The 21,032-nt window shown below is 74.1% G+C and carries 20 protein-coding genes; 8 read left to right on the top strand and 12 right to left on the bottom strand.

Going from position 1 to position 21,032, the window contains the following annotated elements; translation table 11 throughout:
* Nucleotides 1-68: 68 nt before the first annotated feature.
* Nucleotides 69-1,046: an enoyl-CoA hydratase/isomerase family protein gene (locus BLA60_RS34870; protein ID WP_425427117.1), complete on the bottom strand. Its 978-nt coding sequence runs from the start codon at nucleotides 1,044-1,046 to the stop codon at nucleotides 69-71.
* Between the two features lie 65 nt (nucleotides 1,047-1,111).
* Here BLA60_RS34870 and BLA60_RS34865 point away from each other — a divergent pair, with 65 nt between their 5' ends.
* Entirely contained in the window at nucleotides 1,112-2,284 is a 1,173-nt protein-coding gene (locus BLA60_RS34865; protein WP_211288945.1) for a CoA transferase, read from the top strand.
* Nucleotides 2,281-3,621, top strand: a complete 1,341-nt coding sequence (locus BLA60_RS34860) for an amidohydrolase family protein (protein ID WP_075137325.1) — start codon at nucleotides 2,281-2,283, stop codon at nucleotides 3,619-3,621. The genes BLA60_RS34865 and BLA60_RS34860 overlap by 4 nt, the downstream gene beginning before the upstream one ends.
* Nucleotides 3,622-3,628: 7 nt before the next feature.
* Here BLA60_RS34860 and BLA60_RS34855 read toward each other — a convergent pair whose 3' ends face one another.
* From BLA60_RS34855 to BLA60_RS34810, 10 genes are all read right to left on the bottom strand, one after another.
* Nucleotides 3,629-4,468 carry an enoyl-CoA hydratase gene (locus BLA60_RS34855; protein ID WP_075137324.1) on the bottom strand — a complete coding sequence of 280 codons (840 nt, stop codon included), beginning with the start codon at nucleotides 4,466-4,468 and terminating at the stop codon, nucleotides 3,629-3,631.
* Entirely contained in the window at nucleotides 4,468-5,454 is a 987-nt protein-coding gene (locus tag BLA60_RS34850) for an acyl-CoA dehydrogenase family protein (protein ID WP_075137411.1), read from the bottom strand. The genes BLA60_RS34855 and BLA60_RS34850 overlap by 1 nt, the downstream gene beginning before the upstream one ends.
* A 5-nt stretch (nucleotides 5,455-5,459) precedes the next feature.
* The gene (locus BLA60_RS34845; protein WP_075137323.1) at nucleotides 5,460-6,587 is read right to left on the bottom strand and encodes an acyl-CoA dehydrogenase family protein; all 1,128 of its coding nucleotides are present in this window, start codon (nucleotides 6,585-6,587) and stop codon (nucleotides 5,460-5,462) included.
* Nucleotides 6,588-6,602: 15 nt separating this feature from the next.
* Nucleotides 6,603-7,649 (bottom strand): ABC transporter substrate-binding protein, encoded by a 1,047-nt coding sequence (locus BLA60_RS34840; RefSeq protein ID WP_154814816.1) that lies wholly within the window; start codon nucleotides 7,647-7,649, stop codon nucleotides 6,603-6,605.
* Nucleotides 7,650-7,665: 16 nt separating this feature from the next.
* A complete protein-coding gene (locus BLA60_RS34835) occupies nucleotides 7,666-8,550 on the bottom strand; it encodes an ABC transporter permease (RefSeq protein ID WP_084735736.1) in 885 nt (294 codons plus the stop codon).
* Nucleotides 8,547-9,299, bottom strand: coding sequence for an ABC transporter ATP-binding protein (locus BLA60_RS34830; RefSeq protein ID WP_211288943.1), 753 nt, complete (start codon nucleotides 9,297-9,299; stop codon nucleotides 8,547-8,549). The genes BLA60_RS34835 and BLA60_RS34830 overlap by 4 nt, the downstream gene beginning before the upstream one ends.
* A 130-nt stretch (nucleotides 9,300-9,429) precedes the next feature.
* Nucleotides 9,430-10,533, bottom strand: coding sequence for an NAD(P)H-dependent flavin oxidoreductase (locus BLA60_RS34825; protein WP_075137320.1), 1,104 nt, complete (start codon nucleotides 10,531-10,533; stop codon nucleotides 9,430-9,432).
* Entirely contained in the window at nucleotides 10,530-12,047 is a 1,518-nt protein-coding gene (locus tag BLA60_RS34820; RefSeq protein ID WP_162293056.1) for a class I adenylate-forming enzyme family protein, read from the bottom strand. Before BLA60_RS34820 ends, BLA60_RS34825 begins: the two co-directional genes overlap by 4 nt.
* Nucleotides 12,048-12,059: 12 nt before the next feature.
* Nucleotides 12,060-12,374, bottom strand: a complete 315-nt coding sequence (locus BLA60_RS34815) for a hypothetical protein (protein ID WP_075137318.1) — start codon at nucleotides 12,372-12,374, stop codon at nucleotides 12,060-12,062.
* Nucleotides 12,371-13,846, bottom strand: coding sequence for a class I adenylate-forming enzyme family protein (locus tag BLA60_RS34810; RefSeq protein ID WP_075137317.1), 1,476 nt, complete (start codon nucleotides 13,844-13,846; stop codon nucleotides 12,371-12,373). Before BLA60_RS34810 ends, BLA60_RS34815 begins: the two co-directional genes overlap by 4 nt.
* Before the next feature lie 81 nt (nucleotides 13,847-13,927).
* Here BLA60_RS34810 and BLA60_RS34805 point away from each other — a divergent pair, with 81 nt between their 5' ends.
* The 6 genes from BLA60_RS34805 to BLA60_RS34780 are packed head-to-tail and all read left to right on the top strand — an operon-like array spanning nucleotide 13,928 to nucleotide 19,829.
* Complete coding sequence (locus BLA60_RS34805) at nucleotides 13,928-14,716, top strand: enoyl-CoA hydratase/isomerase family protein (protein ID WP_075137316.1); 789 nt, start codon at nucleotides 13,928-13,930, stop codon at nucleotides 14,714-14,716.
* Nucleotides 14,717-14,719: 3 nt separating this feature from the next.
* Complete coding sequence (locus BLA60_RS34800) at nucleotides 14,720-15,898, top strand: thiolase C-terminal domain-containing protein (RefSeq protein ID WP_075137315.1); 1,179 nt, start codon at nucleotides 14,720-14,722, stop codon at nucleotides 15,896-15,898.
* Nucleotides 15,895-16,233, top strand: a complete 339-nt coding sequence (locus BLA60_RS34795; protein ID WP_075137314.1) for a Zn-ribbon domain-containing OB-fold protein — start codon at nucleotides 15,895-15,897, stop codon at nucleotides 16,231-16,233. The genes BLA60_RS34800 and BLA60_RS34795 overlap by 4 nt, the downstream gene beginning before the upstream one ends.
* The gene (locus tag BLA60_RS34790) at nucleotides 16,230-18,482 is read left to right on the top strand and encodes a CaiB/BaiF CoA-transferase family protein (RefSeq protein WP_084735733.1); all 2,253 of its coding nucleotides are present in this window, start codon (nucleotides 16,230-16,232) and stop codon (nucleotides 18,480-18,482) included. The genes BLA60_RS34795 and BLA60_RS34790 overlap by 4 nt, the downstream gene beginning before the upstream one ends.
* A 1-nt stretch (nucleotide 18,483) precedes the next feature.
* Nucleotides 18,484-19,272, top strand: coding sequence for an enoyl-CoA hydratase/isomerase family protein (locus BLA60_RS34785; RefSeq protein WP_211288942.1), 789 nt, complete (start codon nucleotides 18,484-18,486; stop codon nucleotides 19,270-19,272).
* Between the two features lie 5 nt (nucleotides 19,273-19,277).
* Nucleotides 19,278-19,829, top strand: a complete 552-nt coding sequence (locus BLA60_RS34780; protein ID WP_154814815.1) for a MarR family winged helix-turn-helix transcriptional regulator — start codon at nucleotides 19,278-19,280, stop codon at nucleotides 19,827-19,829.
* Here the strand turns inward: BLA60_RS34780 and BLA60_RS34775 are convergent.
* Nucleotides 19,819-20,982 (bottom strand): MFS transporter, encoded by a 1,164-nt coding sequence (locus tag BLA60_RS34775; RefSeq protein ID WP_075137312.1) that lies wholly within the window; start codon nucleotides 20,980-20,982, stop codon nucleotides 19,819-19,821. The two genes, BLA60_RS34780 and BLA60_RS34775, sit on opposite strands and share 11 nt — an antisense overlap.
* Nucleotides 20,983-21,032 lie beyond the last annotated feature (50 nt).

Raw genomic sequence — 21,032 nt, 5'->3', positions numbered from 1 at the left:
TGTGACTCCCGGATGTCGGCGAGACCACCCGATGGTGGTCACTTGTGGTTCCTTGTGGGGTAACGGGTTCACTCAGGGTCGGTGAGTTCGTCGACCAGTCGCCACGCGAGAGCGGTGGCCGCGTCCAGGGCGTGCTGGGTGCCGGCGAGGTGGAACGTGCGCCAGCGGCCGATCCGGCGCGGCAGCGAGACCGTGCCGCCCGCGCCGGGGATCAGGCCCATCGACAGCTCCGGCAGCCGGAACGTCGCGTCCCGGGTGGACACCACCCGGGCGGCGAAGGCCGGCAGTTCCACGCCAGCGCCGACGCACCGGCCGTGCACCCTGACCTCGACCCGGCCGGCCAGCCGGTGCAGCGGCGGCGCGGCGCCGGCGCCGGTGCGGACCAGATGCGCGGTGACCGGGTCGGGGGTGGTGCCGAACTCGCCGAGGTCGCCGCCGGAGCAGAACGTCGGGCCGGCGCCACGCAGCACGACCCGCTCGGCGGTCGGGTCGATCTCGGCGACGCGCAGCGCGTCGACCAGCGCGTCCCGCAGGGCCCGGCCGTAGGCGTTGTGCCGGTCGGGCCGGTTGAGGGTGATCGTCAGCGTGTCGCCGGTCCGGTCGACGAGCACCGGGTCGGGGTGGGCGGCCGGCGGCCGGCGGGTGTTGCCGGCCGACCACCGGGCGAACTCCGGGCCGGCCAGCAGCGTCGAGTACGCCAGCGACTCGGCGTCCAGCGCGGCCGGGACCTCCAGGGTGCCGCTCCAGCGCAGCAGCCGGGCCAGGACCAGGGCCGCGTGCGGGTGGGCGGTCACCGCGTCGGCCAGTTCGCCGGCCGCGCGGTCGGGGTCGGCGGTGGCCACGCAGCAGCGGTGCGGCGCGGTCGGGGCGAGGGTGACGTCCAGCGCGGTGAGCAGACCGGTCAGCCCGGAGGCCGGCGGGACCCGGCACACGCCGACCAGGACGCGGTGCGATGCCAGCGCCGCCCGGCGGGCCCGGTCGATCAACCCGGGGTCCACCGTGGACGGTACGTTGACGATCCGTACCGGGTCGCCCAAGGGGTCCACAATGGACTCGGAGGCGAGCTGTTCGACTGTCCATTCCTTGTGGTTCAACGGCTACAATCCCTCCCGTGGCAGACGATACGGCGCAGTGGGCGAGCAGCGGCGTCGTCGCGCTCACCGGTCACGCCGACGGGCCGCCGCTGGTTCCGCCCGGCGACGCGGCCGCCGTCGCGCTGCGGCTGGCGCGCCGACTGCCGTTCCCCGTCGACGGCCCGGCGCTGCTGGCCGAGCGGGCCGCGTTCACCGGAGTGACCCGGCGCGGCACGCGCTCGGCCGGCGGGCACGCCCGGCTGCTGCCCACCGCCGACGGCTGGGCGGCGGTGTCCTGCGCCCGCCCCGACGATCCGGCCCTGTTCGGCGCCCTGGTGGAGTCGCCGATCGAGGGCGACCCGTGGCCGGCGATCACCGCGTGGCTGGCCGGGCACACCGGCGCGGATCTCGCCGACCGGGCGACCCTGCTGGGTCTGGCGGCCACCCCGGTCGCCCCGGCCCCGGCCGTGGATCTCGGTGCCGCGCCGGGCCGGCGGGTCGACGGCGCGCTGGTGGTGGACTTCAGCGCGCTGTGGGCGGGTCCGCTGTGCGCGCGGCTGCTGGGGCTGGCCGGGGCGCGGGTGGTCAAGGTCGAGACACCGTCCCGCCCGGACGGTGCCCGGCTGGCCGACGCCGGCTTCTACCGCCTGCTGCACGCCGGCCACCGGAGTGTGGTGCTGGACCCGGCCACCCGCGACGGCCGGGCCGCCATGGCCGGACTGGTCGCGGCGGCCGACTTCGTCGTGGAGGCCTCCCGGCCCCGGGCGCTGGCCGGGTTCGGCCTGGACGCGCGGGCGTGCGCCGCCGCCGGCACGACCTGGGTGTCGATCACCGCCGCCGGCCGGGCGTCGGACCGGGTGGGTTTCGGCGACGACGTCGCGGCCGGCGCCGGCCTGGTCGCCCGGGACGCGGCCGGCACCCCGCTGTTCTGCGGCGACGCGCTCGCCGACCCGCTCACCGGCCTCGCGGCGGCCGTCCTGGCGCTGTCGGCGCCGCCGGGCACCCTGCTCGACGTCCCGATGGCCGGGGTGGTCGCCGCGACCCTCCCGCCCGGCCCGGTGGGCCCGGCACCGGCGGCCGAGTGGGCCGGCGGGCGCTGGGTCGTCGGGGGCCACGAGGTCCGCGCGCCCCGGCACGGCGAGGTCACCGGCACCGCGCCGGCCAGCGGCGCGGACACCGCCGAGGTCCTGCGCGAGGTGGGGTTGTCGTGAGCACCCTGTACCGGCGGGCCGAGGTGGCCGGCGCCGTGCTCGACGTGCTCGTCGTGGCCGACCGGGTCGCCGCCGTCGGGCCAGGCCTGCCGACGGCCGGGGTCGGGGAGGTCGTGGACTGTGCCGGCGGCGCGCTGCTGCCCGGCCTGACCGACCACCACCTGCACCTGCACGCGCTCGCCCGCGCCGCCACGTCCGTCCACTGTGGACCGCCGCTGGACCGGGCCGGCCTCGCCGACGCGCTGCGCCGTGCCACCGCCGACGAGCACGGCTGGGTACGCGGCACCGGCTACACCGAGGACGTCGCCGGCCCGCTGGACGCCGCGGCCCTCGACGCGCTGCACCCCGACCGCCCGGTCCGCGTCCAACACCGAGGTGGCGCCCTGTGGATGCTCAACACCGCCGCCGCCCGCGCCGTCGGACTCGCCACCGCCAGCCACCCCGGAGTGGAACGCGCCGCCGACGGCACCGCCACCGGCCGGCTCTGGCGCGCCGACCCCTGGCTGCGCTCCAGGCTGCCCGCCGGCGCACCGCCGCCACTGGCCGACGTCGGCGCCCGGCTGGCCGCCCACGGCATCACCTCGGTCACCGACGCCACCCCCGACGTGGACCCCGCCGCCTTCGCCGGGGCGCTCCCGCAACACGTGCGCCTGCTCGGCGCCCCGCTGACCGGCCCGGTCCCCGACGGGCTGACCGCCGGCCCGTACAAGATCGTCCTGGCCGACTCCGGCCTGCCCACCCTCGACGACCTGACCGGGGTGATCGCCGCCGCGCACGCCACCGGCCGGGCGATCGCCGCGCACTGCGTCACGGTGGAGGCGCTGGTCCTGCTGCTGGCCGCGCTCGACCTCACCGGCGGCCACCCCGGCGACCGGATCGAGCACGCCGCCCTGGTCCCCGACGACCTGCTGGCCGGCCTGGCCGCCCGGCCGCTGACCGTGGTGACCCAGCCGGCGTTCCTCACCGACCGTGGCGCGGACTACCGGCGCGACGTCCCGGCAGCCGAGCACCGCGACCTGTACCGCTACGCCAGCCTGCTCGCCGCCGGTGTCCCGGTGGCGCCCTCCAGCGACGCACCCTACGGCCCGCTGGACCCCTGGACGGTCATCGACGCCTCGGTGACCAGGGCGATCGCCCCGGACGAGCGGGTGGCGGCCCGGACCGCGCTGGCCGGCTACCTCGCCCCGGCCGACCACCCCGGCGGCCCGCCGCGCCGGGTCGAACCGGGCGCGGTGGCCGACCTGGTCCTGCTGGCCGAACCGCTCGCGCAGACCCTGCGCCACCCCCGCGCGGCGATGGTCCGCCGTACGGTGATCGCCGGGCACCGGGTTCACTGACCCCGGGTCACCGGGCGGCGTCGCGCATGGAGCGGGCGTCGTGGCCGGCGAGCGAGTCGCTGCCGACCTCGGCGTTGTGCGCGTGTGCCACGTGGTGCAGGGCGAACGCGGCGTCCATTCCGGACCGCAGGCCCATCAGGTCCTCGGCGTGGTTGACCGCGCGTTTGGTCAGCGCCAGGCCAAGGCGGGGCATGGTGGCGATCCGGCCGGCCACGGCGAAGGTCTCCGTCGCCAGCTGGTCGCGGGGCACGACCCGGTTGACCATGCCGAGTTCGTGGGCCCGCGCGGCCGGCACCCGTTCACCGAGGAACAGGAACTCCTTGGCGAAGCGCGGGCCCATCACCCACGGGTGGGCGAAGTACTCCACGCCCGGGATTCCCATCCGTACCACCGGATCGGCGAAGAACGCGTCGTCGGCGGCGATCAGCAGATCACAGCTCCAGGCCAGCATCAGACCACCGGCCACGCACGCGCCCTGGACCATGGCGATCGACGGCTTGGGCAGCTCCCGCCACCGCCGGCACATCCCCAGGTACACCTCCGACTCCCGAGCCAGGCGGCTCTCCGCGCCGGACTTGCCGACGTGGTCCCACCACAGGCCGGCGCGGCGGGGGAAGGAGACGTCCGCGTCCCGCTCCGGGGTGCCGATGTCGTGGCCGGCGGAGAAGTGGTCGCCGGCACCGGCCAGGACCAGCACGGCGACCTCGTCGTCGGCCGCGGCCCGGTAGAACGCGTCGTCCAGGGCGTAGGTCATGGCCGAGTTCTGGGCGTTGCGGTAGCGCGGGCGGTTCATCGTGATGACCGCGACCCGGTCGCGGACCTCGTAGGTGACGGGCTGGTCGGACATCAGGACTCCTTGCCTGGGGTGAGGTCGGCGGCGACCGCGCGGCGGTGCCAGCCGGTCGGGCCCCACGCGCCGGCCAGCGCGAGCGCCCGCTTGGCGAACAGGTGCACGTCGGACTCCTCGGTGTAGCCCATCGCGCCGTGGCACTGGATGGACGTCGTCGCCGCGCGCGCGGCGGCCTGACCGGCGAGGACCTTGGCCATCGACACGTGGGTGGCCGCCGCCGGGTCGCCGGTGGCCAGCGAGTGCGCGGCCCGCAGCACGGCCGGGCTGGCCAGTTCGATCGCCAGCGCCAGCTCGGCCAGTTGGTGTTTGACGGCCTGGAAACTGCCGATCGGCACGCCGAACTGCTCGCGCTGGGTGACGTAGTCGACCGTCAGGTCCAGCAGTCGCCTGGCCAGGCCGGTGAGGGCGGCCGAGGTGCCGAGGACGCCCCGCTGCCAGAACACCGCCACCGGCAGGTCGACGGGCGTGCCGTCGGACCGGTAGCGGGCCAGGGCCCGGGTGCGGTCGACCGCCGCCACCGGTTCGAGGTCCACCGTGGACACGACACGCACCGGGGTGCCCCCGGCCCACCCGCCACGCAGCAGGACCGTCGCCCCGACCCCGTGGGCCACCAGGCCGTCGTCGTCCTCGTCCACCGCGATCCGCCCGGTGCCGGCCAGGACCGCGTCCAACGCTCCGGCCGGCAGCGCGGCGCCGAGGGCGGCGCCGGTGACCGTCTCGACCAGCGGGCCGGGCAGGCCGGCGTAGCCGACCTCGGTCAGCACCGGCACCAGGTACACCTCGTCGAGTGCGAGCCCGCCGTCCTGCGCCGCGACCAGCAGACCGGTCACGCCCAGCTCGGCCAGCATCGTCCACACGCGACCGACGGCGGCCGGCTCACCGGCCCAGCCGGCGCGCACCACCTGCGCGGGGCACTCGGCGGCCAGCAGGTCGCGGACCAGGTCCCGGAACTGGGCCTGCTCGGCGCTCAACGCGAACCGCACCAGCGTCACCTCCTCGGCAGGCCGAGCAGCCGCTCGGCCACGATGTTGCGCTGGATCTCGTTGGTACCGGCGTAGATCCGCCCGCCGAGGGCGAACAGCAGCCCCTTGCTCCACGGACCGGCGACCTCCGCCTCCGCGCCGAGCAGACCGGCGGCGCTCTCGTGCAGCCGCACGTCCAGCTCCGACCAGCACAGCTTGCTCAGACTCGACGCCGCGCCGAGCTCACCGCCGTCGGCCAGGCCGGTGACCTGGCTCAGCGTCATCAGCTGGTAGGCCTGCGCGTCCATCCACGCCTGGGCGACGTCCTCGGTCACCGCGCCCGTCCGCTCGACCGACAGCGCGACCAGGCGTTCGGCGGTGGCCAGGAACCGGCCGGGGGAGCGCAGGCTCAGCCCGCGCTCGGACCCGGTCGTGGCCATCGCCACCCGCCAGCCGTTGCCGACCCCGCCCAGCACGTCCTCGTCGGGCACGAACACCTCGTCGAGGAACACGTCGGCGAAGCCCTCGTCACCGTCGAGGCGGGTGAACCCGTTGACCGTCACGCCCTGGGCGTCCAGCGGCACCAGGAAGTAGGTCAGGCCCCGGTGCCGGCTCTGCTCCTGGTCGGTGCGGAACAGGCCGAACAGGTGGGTGCAGAACGCGCCCCGGGTCGTCCAGGTCTTCTGCCCCGACAGCCGCCACCCGCCGGCCGCCTCGTCGCGCACCGCCCGGCTGGTGATGGCCGCCAGGTCACTGCCGGCGCCCGGCTCGGACCACCCCTGGCACCACAGCTGCTCGGCCGCCGCCATCGCCGGCAGGTACCGGTCCTGCTGGTCGGGTGTGCCGAACTCGAACAGCGTCGGCGCGAGCAGGAAGATGCCGTTCTGGGTGACCCTGGCCGGGGCGCCGGCGCGGTGGTACTCCTCCTCGAAGATGAGCCACTCCCACAGCGACGCCTCCCGCCCGCCGTAGGCGCGCGGCCAGGACACCACCGACCAGCCGGCGTCGAACAGGCGCCGCTCCCACTCGACGTGGGCGGCGAAGCCCTCCCTGGTGTCCCCGGACGGCAACGGTCGCGCCGGCACGTTGTCCGCCAGCCACGACCGTGCCTGGTCCCGGAAACGCCGCTCCTCGGGGGAGTAACTCATGTCCACGACAGGATTCCGTCCTCAGTGCTCGTTGGCCCAGTCCATGAACTGGGTGTCGATCACCTGCTCGGTGGTCAGCGGTTCGTCGTAGGTCAGCAGGTCCGGCCACTGCCGCCACACCTGCTCGTGGGTGGCGACGTACTCGTCCGGGAAGGACAGTTCGGTCGGGTAGAGGTCGCTGGTGGACTGTTGCAGTGTCTCCACCGGCTGCTCCAGCTGCTCGGCGATGTCGGCGACCCGCTCCGGGTCGGCCAGGTAGTCGCCCTGGAGCTTGTCGACGAACGTGGAACGCAGGGCGGCCACGAAGACCTTGCCGGCGTCGGGGTTGTCCCGCAGCAGCGACGGTCCGAACAGGAGTGTCGTGTTGTTCCAGCCGTCCGGGAACTGCGGCGAGACCCGCACCGCGCTGTTGTTCTTCTCCAGCGCCACGTCCAGCGGTTCCTGCACGATCGCGCCGGAGATCGAGCCGTTCTCCAGTGCCGGCACCGCGTCCGAGGCGCTCATGGTGACGATCTCGACCTCGTCGACGCCGACCCCGCCGGACTCCAGCAGCTGGCTGAAGGCCACCATCGAGGTCCCGGTGTTGCCCTGGCTGGAGGCGAACTTCTTGCCGCGCAACATGGACGGCTCGAACTCGCGTCCGTTCAGCAGGGCCGAACTGACCCAGATCCCGCCGCCGGACTCCTCGGACAGGTAGTTGCCGGGCGAGACCATCCGCACGTCGGCCCCGCCGGCCACGGCGTTGAACAGCCCGACGCTCGGGCCGGTCCAGATACCGTCGAGCTTGCCGGTGGCCAGCAGCGGGAACGCCTCGTCGGAGGCGAGCGTCTCGATGGTGACGTCGAGGTTGCGCTCGTCGAACTTCTTCCACGCCTTGGCCATGATCGGCGCCAAGATGGGCAGTTGCTTGCCGGGGATGGCGATGGTCAGTTCGGTGCGCTCGGTGAGCTTGCCGTCATCGCCGATGGTCGCCCCGCCGCCGGACGCCTCCGGCGACCCGCAGCCGACCGCGAACATCGCCAGGCCCGCGACCACCGCCAGGGCGCCACGACCACGCTGTCGATTCATGTTTCCTCCGATTGAACTAGTCGCGGCGAGCGGCTGTGCTCGGTGCCCACGGCACGCAGACGCGACTGAGCAGTTGGACCAGCAGTGAGAGCAGGTAGCCGAGCAGGGCGACCACGACGATGCCGACGTACATCCGGTCGGCGGCGAAGATGGACCAGGAGTTCCAGATGCGGTAACCGATGCCCTCGTCACCGCTGACGAACTCCACGCCCACCACGATCAGCACGGCGTTGCCCACCGAGATGCGCAGGCCGACGAGCACCTGGGGGAGGACGGCGGGCAGCGTGACGTGCCGCATCCTTCGCCAGCCGCGCACGTCGAACGCGGTCGCGGCCTCCCCGTAGGCGCCGGGAAGGTCCAGGATGGCCTCCAGGACGCTGATCCAGGCGATGAAGAACACCCCGAGTCCCACCAGGATGACCTTCGGCAGTTCCCCGACACCGAAGATCAGCAGCAGCAGCGGGAGCACCGCGAGCTTCGGAATGGTGTAGAGCGCGGACAGCAGTGGTTCCAGCGCCGCCCGCGCGATCCGGGACAGGCCGAGCAGCAGGCCGGCGACGGTGCCGACGACGAAGCCGCTGACCAGTCCGATGAGCAGGACCCGCACGGTCACCGTCAGGTCGGTGAGCAGGATGCCGTTGCCGATCATGTCGACCGCGGTCGAGCCGATCTGGCTCGGCGCGGGGAAGAACCGGGTGTCGATCAGGCCGGCGTTGGCGCACAGCTCCCAGGCCACCAGCAGCACGACCGGCACCAGCACGCCCAGCAGCCGGCGTTCCAGCCGGCGGCGGCGGGCGAACGCGCGCGGGTTGCGTTCCTGCTGGCCGGGTTGGACGCGCCAGCGGCGCCGGCCGTCGTCGCCGGTGCCGGTGGTCCGGTCGGAGATCTGCGAGGCCCTCACCGCGCACCTCCGACCAGCGACCGGTCGACCTCGTCGCGCAGCTGCGCCCAGATCTCGCCCTCGAGTTCGGCGAACTCGGGCGCGGTGCGGATCTGCGGCGAGCGCGGCCGGTCGAACGGCACGCGGATGTCGGCGATGATCCGCCCGGGCCGCGCGGACATGACCACGATGCGGTCGCCCAGCAGGATCGCCTCCTCCAGGCTGTGGGTGACGAACACGACCGTGCGGCGGTCCTGCTGCCACAGGGCGAGCAGCTCCTCCTGGAGCACCCGGCGCAGCTGCGCGTCCAGCGCGGCGAACGGCTCGTCCATCAGCAGCACCTCCGGCTCGACGGCCAGCGCGCGGGCGATGGACACCCGCTGGCGCATGCCGCCGGACAGCGCCGCCGGGTAGGCGCGGCGGAACTGGGACAGGCCAAGGCGTTCGAGCCACTTGTCGACCCGGGCGTCGCACTCGGCGCGCGGCAGGCGGCGGCCCTCGAAGCCGAACCGGACGTTCTGCTCGACGGTCTTCCACGGGAAGATGCTGTAGTCCTGGAAGACCATGGCCGTCGGCGGCAGGACCGGGTCGTCGGCGAACACGTCAACGGTGCCGGCGCTCGGCCGGTGCAGGCCCATGATCATTCGCAGGAGCGTGGACTTGCCGCATCCGGAGGGCCCGACCAGGCACACGAACTCGCTGTCGTCGACGGTGAGCGTGACGTCACTGAGTGCCTCGACCGGATTCCTGCCCTCGTAGCGTTTCCCCACTTCCGAGATTTGTATCTTGGTTACCACGCGGTCTCCATTGACTGAGTTCTTCGTGGACCGACGGCCTCGTGGTCGTCAACGATGTGGTCGTCACCATAGTGTTTCGGGACCTTAATAGTAAGGCCTCTTACTAATTGTCGTCGGCGTCCAACAGTTCCGACACCGAACCCGCCGAGGCGATGAACTCCTCGACCAACCGGCCGACCACCATCGCGCAGGTCTCCTGCCGGCGCAGCTGCCCGACGACCTGCCCGAGCGGCGTGCCGAGCACCTCAGGAATCCCGTGCTCGACCGCACTGGTCATCGCGTCCCGCACCAGCAGTCCCTGCTGTGGCGCGGGAAGCGGGCGCGGCGCGCCGTCCTCCTCCCACGCCTTCACCCACGGCGTGCGCAGCAGCCGCACCGGCTTGCCGGAGTACGATTTGGACACCACGGTGTCCGAAGAGGACGCGTCGAGCAGCCGCGCCACCAGACCCGGCTGCAGGTCCGACTCCTGGGTCGTCAGCCACGCCGACCCCAGCCACGCGCCCTGCGCGCCCAACGCCAGCGCCGCCGCCACCTGCCGCCCGTCGGCGATCCCGCCGGCGGCCAGCACCGGCCGGTCCCCGGCGAGGTCCACGACCTGGGGCACCAGCACCATCGTGGAGATGTCGCCGACGTGCCCACCGGCCTCGTTGCCCTGCGCGATCAGCACGTCCATGCCGCCGTCGAGCTGGCGCTGGGCCTGGCGAGGCGTGCCGACCAGCGCGCCGAGCACGATCCCCCTGGCCCGCGCCCGGTCGGCGAGGTCCTCGGGCGGCAGGCCGAGCGCGGAGACCAGCATGGCGATGTCGGCGTCCAACGCGACCTCGGCCAGCGCCCGCGCGTTGTCCGGGGTCAGCTTGTGCGCCGAGTACAGCCGGGCACTGTCCTGGTCGGCCGGCGCCGGCACGTCGAAGCGCTCCATCAGCCCCCGGACGAACGCCCGGTGCTCGTCGGGCACGCTCGCGCCCAGCGCGTCCAGGTCGTTGCCGGCGAAGGTCGTCGGGAAGATCAGGTCGACGCCGAAGGGCCGCCCGCCGCTCTGCTCGGCGATCCACTCCAGGTCGACGGCCAGCTCCTCGGGACTGTGCCGGGAGACGCCGAGCACGCCGAACCCGCCGGCCCGGCTCACCGCCGCCACCACGTCCCGGCAGTGGCTGAACGCGAAGATCGGGTACTCGATCCCGAGCCGCACGCAGATGGGCGTTCTCATGAGGACTCCTCACTGGTCTGGTCGTCGGCCGGTGGTTGGTCGCGCAGCACGCGGCGCAGCACCTTGCCGGCGGCGTTCTTGGGCAGCGACGCGCGCAGCGACACCGTGGTGGGCACCTTGAACCCGGCGAGCACCGTGGCGCAGTGCGCCCGCAGCCGCTCGCCGGTCACGGTCGTGCCCGGCCGGGGGACGACGGCCGCGGCCGGCACCTCGCCGAGCGTGGGGTGGCGGACCGGGAAGGCGGCGGCCTCCAGCACGTCCGGGTGCGCCAGCAGGGCCTCCTCGATCTCGGCCGGCGCGATGTTGTAGCCGCCGCGCACGATCAGGTCCCGCAGGCGGTCGACGTAGTACAGGAAGCCGTCGCGGTCGTAGCGCACGAGATCGCCCGAGCGCAGCCAACCGCCGCGCAGCACGGCCTCGGTCGCGGCCGGATCGTTGTGGTAGCCGCGCATCATCGACGGTCCACGCAGGACCAGCTCGCCCGGCTGGTCAGGGCCGACCTCCCGGTCGTGCTCGTCGAGCACCCGCACGGCCGTGTACCGGCCGGCGACCCGGTTGCCGATCGAGCCCGGGTGACCGGGCAGGTACTCCTCGGGCAGATAGGTCCCGCCGGGGCCGGCCTCGGTGAACCCGTAGGTCTGCATCAGGGCCACGCCGGGCAGCGCCGCGCGCAGCCGGGCGATCACCGCCGGGGCCATGGCGGAGCCACCGAAGTCCAGTACCCGCAACGAGGTCAGGTCGTGGTCGGCGAACCGGTCGTGGTCGAGCCAGTACTGGTAGACGCTGGGCACCGCGACGTACACCGTGGACCGGTGGCGGGCGACGCGTTCCAGCGTCGGCCCGACGTCGGGCTGGTCGACCAGGAAACCGGCGCCCGACCACAGCGCGGCCAGCCCGTTGAAGTGCAGGCCGGCGCCGCTGAACACCGGGAACGGGCTGTGCACCACGTCGCCGGGGGTCAGCCGGAAGCAGTCGGCCCAGCCGATGCCGGCGGCCAGCGCCGAGCCGTGGGTGTGCTCGACGCCCTTGGGCAGCCCGGTCGTGCCGGAGGTGTAGAGGATGACGGCGAGGTCGTCCTCGGTCACCGGGTGGTCCTCGACCGGCTCGGCGGACAGCTCCGCCAGCCAGCGTCCGTCCGGGTCACCGGGGGTCAGCACCCGCGCGCCGCTGTGCCCGACCAGCTGCGCCGCCTCGGCGGGGGAGAGCCGGGGGTTGAGCGGGACGTTGACCGCGCCGGCCCGCAGCACCGCGTGGTAGAGCACCAGCGCCTCGCCGCCCCGGTCGTTGCCCAGCGACCAGGCCAGCGTCGACCCCGGCTCGACCAGCCCCCTGGCCAGCAGCCCGGCCGCCAGCCGGCGCGACCTGGTGTCCAGTTCGGACAGCGTGAGCGTGCGGTAGTGCCCGCCGACCAGGCCGGTGACCGCCGTCCGGTCGGGGTGGGCGGCGGCACGGTCGGCCAGCAGGGCGGGGATCGTCCGGGGGCCGAACTCGGCCGGTAGCCGGGGGTTCGTCACGTCGGCCACCTCTCAGTCGCTGGAGGGCAGCGGCTTGGCCGCGAGGACCGGCAGGACGTCGTCACCGACCGACAGCGTGCCGGCGCCGGCCCTGGTCACCAGGACCTCGACCCGCCCGTCGCCGGTGCGGCCGTAGCGTTTGCCGAGCTGGGTGCCGGTGTCCAAACCGGACTCCGGGGAGCCGCCGGCCCGGTCGGCGTCCAGCGCGACCATGGGCCGGCCGCCGCAGTGCAGCCGGTCGACGCCCTCCGCGCGGACCACGATGATCTCGGTGTCACACACCTGGCTGCGCAGCCTGGTCCCGGTGCGCAGCGTCCCGTCCGTCATGACCCTCCCTCGATCAACCGCTGCCGCAGTTCGCGGCGCAGCAGCTTGCCGGTGGCGTTGTAGGGCAGCTCGGCCACGGCGACGATCACGTCCGGGGTGCGCGCGGAGCGCAGCCTGGCCCGCACCCACTCCCGCAGCTCCGCCGGCTCGACGGTCCCGTTCGGACAGACGACGGCCGCCGCGAGCTTCTCGCCCCACTCCTGGTCGGGCAGCCCGACCACGCCGGCGTCGGACACCAGCGGGTGGGCGGTCAGCACGTCCTCGACCTCGGCCGGGGCGATGTTCTCCCCGCCTCGGATGACCGTGTCGTCGGCGCGGCCCCGGACGAACAGGTAGCCCTCGTCGTCGATCCGCGCCTCGTCCCTGGTGCCGAACCAGCCCTGCGCGTCGAGCACCGACCCGGTGCCGACGTACTCGCCGGAGACCTGTTCGCCGCGGACCAGCAGTTCGCCGTAGCCGTCCTGGTCCGCGTCGCGCACCCGCAGCTCGATCCCCGGCACCGCACGGCCCACACTGGACAGTCGCGCCCGGACGGTGGGGTCCGGTGCGGCCAGGGCGGCGCGGTGGTCCTCGGGGGTCAGTACGGCGATCGTCGAGCTGGTCTCGGTCAGCCCGTAGGCGTTGGTGAACGCGACGTCCGGGAACACCCGCAGTGCCCGCTCCAGCACGGTCGGTGGCATGCGTGCGCCGCCGTAGGCCAGTGCCCGCAACGGCGACGCCGCCGGTTCACCGTCCAGGTGGGACACCAGGCGGGCGAGCATGGTCGGTACGACCATGGCCGAGGTGATCCCCTCCCGGCGCACGGTGTCCAGCCAGTCGGCCGGGTCGAACCGGGGCAGGTGCACCAGCCGGCGTCCGGACAGGACGTTGGTGATCGCCGAGCCGATGGCGGCGACGTGGTAGGGCGGGACGCTGACCAGGGTGGCCTCGTCCTCGCCGGCGCCGCCGAGGTCGACGGTGTTGAGCACGTAGGAGGTCAGGTGGCGGTGGCGTAGTGGGACGGCCTTCGGCTCGGCGGTGGTGCCGCTGGTGAACAGCAGTACCGCGATGTCCTCGTCGGCCGGTTGTCCTTGCGGGACACCGGGTTCCGCGCTGGCCAGGATGTCGAGCCACTGTGCGGTGGGGACCGGGTTGGCGCCGATGGCGCGCAGCCGGTCGCACTGGTCGTCGTCGGCGACCACGGTGGCGCCGTCGAGGCGGTCGAGCACGGCGGCGAGGCGGTCGTCGGCGAGCCGGTAGTTCAGTGGCGCGAAGGGGATCGCGGCGTAGGCGGTGCCGAAGACGCCGATCGGCACGGCCGGTCCGTTCAGGCCGAGGAACGCGAGGCCGGCGGCGTCGCGCTGGCGCAGCCAGGCGGCGGCGGCGATGGCGCGCTGTCGCAGACCGCTCACCGGCAGTCCCGGCCGGCGGCCGAGAACCGGCCGCTCGGACACCAGGTCCGCCGCTGTGTCGAGCAGTACCGCGAGGGTCATCCGCGCTCTCCGTAGCCTTGACGACGAATCGTAAAGGTACCTAACATTAAGGACCGTTAACTAGTCAAGAGAGGATTCCGGGTGAAACCTGACAACGCCAACGAGGACGGACAGGTCACCGTGGAACGCCACGGCCGGGTCACCGTGGTGACGCTCGACCGGCCGGCGAAACACAACGCCTACACGCCCGAGATGTTCCACCAGTTGATGGCCGCCTTCGACGAGTTCGCCCGCGACGACGACCTCGACGTCGCCATCCTCACCGGCGCCGGTGAGAAGTCCTTCTGCACCGGCGCCGACCTCGGCAAGACCATCACCAAGCTGACCGCCGGGGCGCCGCGCCACTTCGCCGACATCACCAAGCGCTTCTTCTCCGACATCTACAAGCCGATCATCGGCGCGGTGAACGGCCTGTGTGTCGCGGGTGGACTCGAGATCCTCCAGGGCACCGACCTGCGGATCGCCGTGCCGCACGCCAAGTTCGGGCTCGGCGAGGTCCGCTGGGGCATCACCCCCGGCGGCGGCTCGCACGTGCGCCTGCCCCGGCAGATCCCCTGGGCGGTCGCCATGGAGATCCTGTTGATGGGCCGCCCGATCAGCGCCCAGCGCGCCTACGAGGTCGGCCTGGTCAACGAGATCGTCGAGCCGGACCGGCTGCTGGACCGGGCGATGGAGATCGCCACGACGCTCTCGTCCAACGCGCCGCTCGCGGTGCGCGCGGCCAAGGAGATCGCGGTCCGGGGCATGCAGCTGGAGATGCCCTTCGAGCTGGAGTACTACATCTCCGGCGCGGTGCTGCGCACCGAGGACGCCAAGGAGGGCCCCCGCGCGTTCACCGAGAAGCGACCGCCTGTCTACAAGGGACGGTGAGGGGTGACCGCACAGGCGCTGCGCGGCGTCGCGGCGGTGGTCGGGGTGGGGGAGAGCGCCTACACGCGCGGTGGCACCGACGGGGTCACCGACGTCTCGGTCGCACTGGACGCCTCGACCGCCGCCCTCGCCGACGCCGGACTGACCCCCGGTGACGTCGACGGGCTGGTCCCGCCCTACATGGGGGCCACCGCCGAGGAACTCATCGCCAACCTCGGGCTGACCGGGGTCCGGTTCTGCGCCCAGGTCAACCTGGGCGGCGCGAGCCCGGTGGCCGCACTCGGGTACGCCGCGTCGGCCGTGGCCGCCGGGCTGGCCAGGACCGTGCTGGTCCCGGTCGGCTGGGCCGGCTACAGCGGCCGGCGCGCGCGGGCGCTGTCGGCCGCGGAACCGACCACGTCCTACCGCAAGGCGGTCCGCGGCCTGTACGCGCCCAACGGCGTGCACAGCCCCTCCCAGGTCTACGCGCAGGTCGCGCGGCGCCACCAGCACGAGTTCGGCACGCCGGCCGAGGCGCTGGGCAGGGTCGCGGTCAACACCCGCGCGCACGCCGTCGCCACGCCCAACGCCATCATGCGCAAGCCCATGGCCCTCGCGGACCACCTGGCGTCACGGTGGATCGTGGAGCCCTACCGGCTGCTGGACTGCTGCATGGACAGTGACGCCGGGGCGGCGGTCGTGGTCACCGCGGCCGACGACCCCCGGCACACCGGGCGGGCCCGCGCGGTGCTCGACGGCTGGGCCGACGCCCGCCCGTCCGAGCCGCTGGACATGTACAACCGGGCGGACTTCTTCGAGACCGGGCTGACCACCGCCGCGCCGGCCGCGTGGGCGATGGCCGGGGTCGGACCGTCGGACATGGACTTCGCGCAGATCTACGACTGCTTCACCTTCGAGGTGCTCCAGCAGTTGGAGGAGGCCGGGTTCTGCGGGCGTGGTGAGTCCGGCGACTTCGTCCTGTCCGGACACACCGACCCCGGCGGCCGGCTGCCGATCAACACCCACGGCGGCCTGCTGTCCCAGGCACACGCGCTGGGGATGAACCACGTCGTGGAGGCCGTGCGCCAACTGCGGCACGAGGCCGGCCCCCGGCAGGTCGACGGCGCCCGGCTGGGCGTGGTCACCGGCTGGGGCGACCTCGGCGACGGCAGCATCGCGGTGCTGCGCAGGGAGGGGCGATGAACCAGGTCAGGCTCCAGCACTGCCCGGCGTGCCGACGCTGGTACGCCATGGCGAGGGACCGCTGCGGCTGCGGCACGCCGCTGGTGGTCGCGCCGGTGTCCGGTCGCGGCACGGTCTTCTCCGCCACGGTCACCCACCAGGCGATGACCGAGGAGTACGCCGCCCGGGTGCCGTACCAGACGGTCCTGGTCGAGCTGGCCGAAGGACCCAGGGTGCTCGCGCTGGTCGACGGCCCGCCGCTGCCCCTCGGCGCCGAGGTGTCGGTCGTGGACTCCGCGCCGGCCGGCGCGGACGTGCCGAGCACGGCGCTGCTGGTCGAGCGGAGCCGCCGGTGACCGCCCTGCTGACCGGGCTGACGGTGGGCGACCTGTCCACCGGTCTGGCCGGGGTGTACGCCGCGCGGCTGTGCCACGAACTCGGCGCGACCGTCCACCGCCCGGCCGGCCTGCCGGTGCGCTTCAGCGACGCGGGCACCGGCGGCCTGCCGGCCGCGCGCGCGGCCCTGACCGGCTACCTCACCGAGGGCTCGCTGCCGGCGGGCCCCGGTGCCGTCGAGTCGGCGGACCTGGTGCTCGACGACGGCACGCTCGACGTCGCCGCGCTGCGCGCCCGGCGCCCGGAGGTGGTGGTCGTGACGATCACCGACTTCGGGTCGACCGGGCCGTGGACCGGCCGCCCGGCGACCTCGGCGGTGCTCCAGGCCGCCGCCGGGTCGACGGCCTGGCGCGGTGAGCCGTCGGCGCCGCCGGTACAGGCCGGCGGGGAGATCGAGCAGTACCTGGCCGGCGCCTACGCCCTGGCCGGTGCCCTGGCCTGCCTGCGCGGCGCGGCCCGTACCGGCCTCGGCGACCACCTCGACCTGTCGGTCCTGGAGGCCACCAACCTCGGCCTGACGACCTTCGGCACCACCCACGCCAGCCTGTGGGGCCACGAGGGCACCGACTTCCCCGGCCGGTCGGTGCAGATCCCGGCGATCGAACGCACCCGCGACGGCTGGGTCGGCCTGTGCACGATCTCCGCGCGCCAGCGCCAGGACCTGATGGTCCTGGTCGGGCGCCCGGACCTGGCCGACGACGAGTCGCTGGCCTACGGCACCGCCCGCCAGCAGCGCCAGGACGAGCTGAAGGCCGCGATCGTGGACTGGGCGGCGTCGCTGACCACCGCCGAGGTCGTCGACCTCGCCTCGGCGTTCCGGATCCCGGTCGCCCCGGTCGGCTCCGGGGACACCCTGCTGGACAACGAACAGCTGCGCGAGCGCGGCTTCTTCACCACCGGCGCCGACGGCCTGACCCGCCCCGGCCCGCCGCTGCGGTTCACCGGGGACGGGACGGCACCGTCCCGGCCGGACACCGGTGACCGCGACGGTCTGCCGCTGGCCGGGCTGCGGGTGCTGGACCTGACCGCGTGGTGGGCCGGCCCGGCCAGTACCCACCTGCTGGCGGCACTGGGTGCCGACGTGGTGAAGGTCGAGTCGGCGCGTCGCCCGGACGGGATGCGCCTGTCGTTCGTCGCCGACCCGACCGCGCGCCAGTGGTGGGAGTACGGCCCGGTGTACTTCGCGCTCAACACCAACAAGCGCGGCATCGCCCTCGATTTGTCCACATCGGAGGGTGCGGCGGTGCTGGGTGACCTCGCCCGGCGCGCCGACGTGCTGATCGAGAACTTCACCCCGCGCGTGCTCGACTCGTTCCCGCTGGACTGGCCGGCGGTGCGCCGCGACAACCCCCGTCTGGTCACCGTGCGGATGCCGGCCTTCGGTCTGACCGGGAGCTGGCGCGACCGCACCGGCTTCGCCCAGACCATCGAGCAGGCCAGCGGGCTGGCCTGGACCACCGGCTACCCGGACGGCCCGCCGCTGGCCCCGCGCGGGGTGTGCGACCCGCTGGCCGGCGTGCACGCGGCGCTGGCCTGCCTGGCCGCGCTGCGCCACCGCGACCGGACCGGCGTCGCCGGCACGGTCGAGGTGCCGATGCTGGAACTGGCCGTGCGTGCCAGCTTCGGACAGCTCGCCGCCTGGCAGGTGGCCGGCATCGCCCCGCAACGGCTGGGCAACCGCGACCCGAGCCACGCCCCGCAGGGCGTCTACCCGAGCGCCGAGCCGGACCGGTGGATCGCGCTGAGCGTGCGCGACGACCGGGAGTGGGCGGCGCTGGCCGGCCTCATCGGCCAGCCGGCCCGGACCGCCGGGCAGCGCCGCCACCACCACGACGAGATCGACGAGGCGATCACCCGCTGGACCCGCCGCCACCCGCCGGCCGAGCTGGTCGCGGCCCTGGAGGCGCACGGTGTCCCGGCGGCCGTGGTCACCGGACCCGGCCGGCTGACCGGCAACCCGCAGCTGGCCCACCGGCGGTTCTTCGAGCCGGTCGACCACCCCGTCGCCGGAACCCATGTGGTGCCGGGACTTCCGTTCCGCTCGGCGCGCCACGACGTGCGGTGGAACCGCACGGCGGCGCCGACGCTGGGCCAACACACCGCCGAGGTGCTCACCGAGTGGCTCGGCCTGACCGACCAGGACATCGCGACGCTGGCCGAGGTGACCGCCGACTGGCCCGACGCGTACGACAACGGCAGGAGCGAGTGACGTGAAGGTTCCCTTCGAGCAGTACGCCGACGCCTACCGGCACGTCCGGATGCGCCGCGAGGACGGCATCCTGGAACTGACCCTGCACAGCGACGGTGGCCCGCTGCGCTGGGGCGACGGCCCGCACTCCGAGCTGGGGCACTGCTTCGCCGACGTCGCCGCCGACCGGGACAACCGGGTCGTGATCATCACCGGCGCCGGTGACCGGTTCATCTCGGGCCTGGACGACAGCTGGGTCGGCACGATGACCCCCGAGCTGTGGAGCCGGATCTTCCACAACGGGCACCGGCTGCTGCTCAACCTGCTGGACATCGAGGTCCCGGTGATCGGCGTGCTCAACGGCCCGGCGCGGGTGCACGCCGAGATCGGCCTGCTCAGCGACATCGTGCTGGCCAGCGACCGGGCCGAGTTCGCCGACTCGCCGCACTTCAGGGCCGGCGCGGTCCCCGGCGACGGCGTGCACGTGGTCTGGCCGCTGCTGCTGGGCCCCAACCGGGGCCGCTACTTCCTGCTGACCGGCCAGCGGATCTCCGCCGCGCAGGCGCTCGACCTCGGTGTGGTGAACGAGATCCTGCCGCACGGCACGGTCCTGGACCGGGCCTGGGAGCACGCCCGCGACCTGGCCCGCCAGCCCGACACGACGCTGCGCTACGCCCGCGCGGCGATCACCGGCTCGCTGCGCCGGTCGCTGCGCGCGGACCTCACCGCCGGCCTCGCGCTGGAAGGCCTTGGCGCACACGGGAGCTGGCCGGACGGCTCGGCGCCCACCGGCCCCGCTGTGGTTAGGTGATCGGTGTGAGTTCTCGCAACGGCGACGCGGCCCCCGGCACCCGTGACGCGTGGTCGGTCGCGGTCATCACCGGCGACGAGCCGGAACGGGTGCTGATCGGCCGGCGGCTCGTGCAGTTGGCGCAGGTCATCGTGCGGCTGGAGGAGCTGTCGCTGCACAAGCTGGACCTGAGCTACCGGCAGATGCGCATCCTCAAGCACGTCAACGCCGGCGTGTCCTCCGCTCGCGACCTCGCGCAGTTCTTCGGCATCACGCCGCCGGCCATCTCCGAGACCCTGGAGGCGTTGGTCCGCCGCGACCTGCTGGTGCGCGAACCGAATCCGAACGACCGCCGCGCGGTGGTGCTGCGGTTGACGGCCGCCGGCGCGAAACTGTGCCAGCGTTCCCAACTCGCCGAGGACGAGCTGGCCGAGGACATGCTGACCACCCTCGACCAGCAGGGCGTCGAGGACCTCGGCGCCCTGCTCGCCAACCTGCTCGCCCCCAACCAGGAACGCCTGCTGTCCCAACGCCGGGACCGCGACACCCGCCGCCGGGGCGACACCGTCAGGACGTGAACCGCCGCTCGGCCCAGCCGGTGAACGCGAAGGTCAGGCAGGCGCCGGCGCCCAGTGCGGTGAGCAGCACGGCCGGGTCGCCGGTGGCGAGGAACAGCGCGCCGGCCGCGCTGGCCACGGTGAACCCGACCGCGCCCCACGCGTAGAGCACCGAGAAACCGGCTGACCAGTCAGCCGGTGGCAGCGCGTCGGTCACGGTGAGGCTGCGGGCGGTGCTGGCGGCGGCCTGGAAGAACCCCGCGCAGCCGACCAGCGCGACCGTGGCCACCGGCGAGTCCAGCACGCCGACGGCCGCGACGATCGCGCCGAACACCGAGGCCAGCAGCAGGGTGTGCAGCAGCGCGGGACCGGCCCAGCGTCGCAGTCCGTAGAGGAAACTGCCGGCCACACTGGACACGGCCAACGCGGAAAGCGCGATCCCGGCCCATTCCGGTGGCCCGCCGCGTCGTTCCAGCACCCCGGGCAGGCTCACCTCGACCGCCGCCTGCACCGCCAGCACGACGGTCACCACGACCGCCGAGGGCCAGATCGACCGCAGGACCCGCCGCCGGGGTCCCGGTCGTGGCCCGTCCGCGCCGGGCAGGGCCGGCGGCAGGCGGGTGGCGACCGGCACGGTCGCCAGCAGTGCCCCGGCCACCGCCAGCAGGGCGGCGTCGGCGCTGCCGGCCACCACGGCGGCGGCCGCCAGCGCGGGGCCGGCGACCTGGCAGAGCTGGTTCGCGATCACGTCCAGCGCCAGGGCGTTGGCCCGCGCGCCGGGGGCGGCGGCCACCAGCAGGGTGCGCAGCCCACCGAAGGTCCCGCTGGCGACACCGCCGCCCAGCGCCGCGAGCGGCACGGCCACCGCCGGGACCCCGAGTCGCAGCGACGCCACCACACCGGCCAGGGCGAGCGCCTCCGCGACCGCGACCCACGACAGTTCCCGGCGCAGCGGGCGGCGTTGGATCCGCGCGCCCATCACCGGCGCGCCGAGCGCCTCACCGGCCGCGTAGGCACCGGCGAGCACCGCGCCCCACGCGTAGGACCCGGTGTGCTGCCCGGCGGCGAACACCGAGGCGAGCGGGACGGTGCACACGGCCAGCCGGGTGGACAGCGTGGCCGCCAGCCACCACCAGGTCACCGGCCGGGCCAGCAGTGCCGCGTACCCGGCCACCGGTCACCTCCGCGCGTCGCCCCCATTCTCCCGTACCACTGGGTGGCACA

Source organism: Actinophytocola xinjiangensis, from assembly GCF_001921215.1.
Classification (GTDB): Bacteria; Actinomycetota; Actinomycetes; order Mycobacteriales; family Pseudonocardiaceae; genus Actinophytocola; species Actinophytocola xinjiangensis.
Note: the sequence above shows the minus strand (reverse complement) of the source record. Positions and strands in the feature narration are given on the sequence as shown.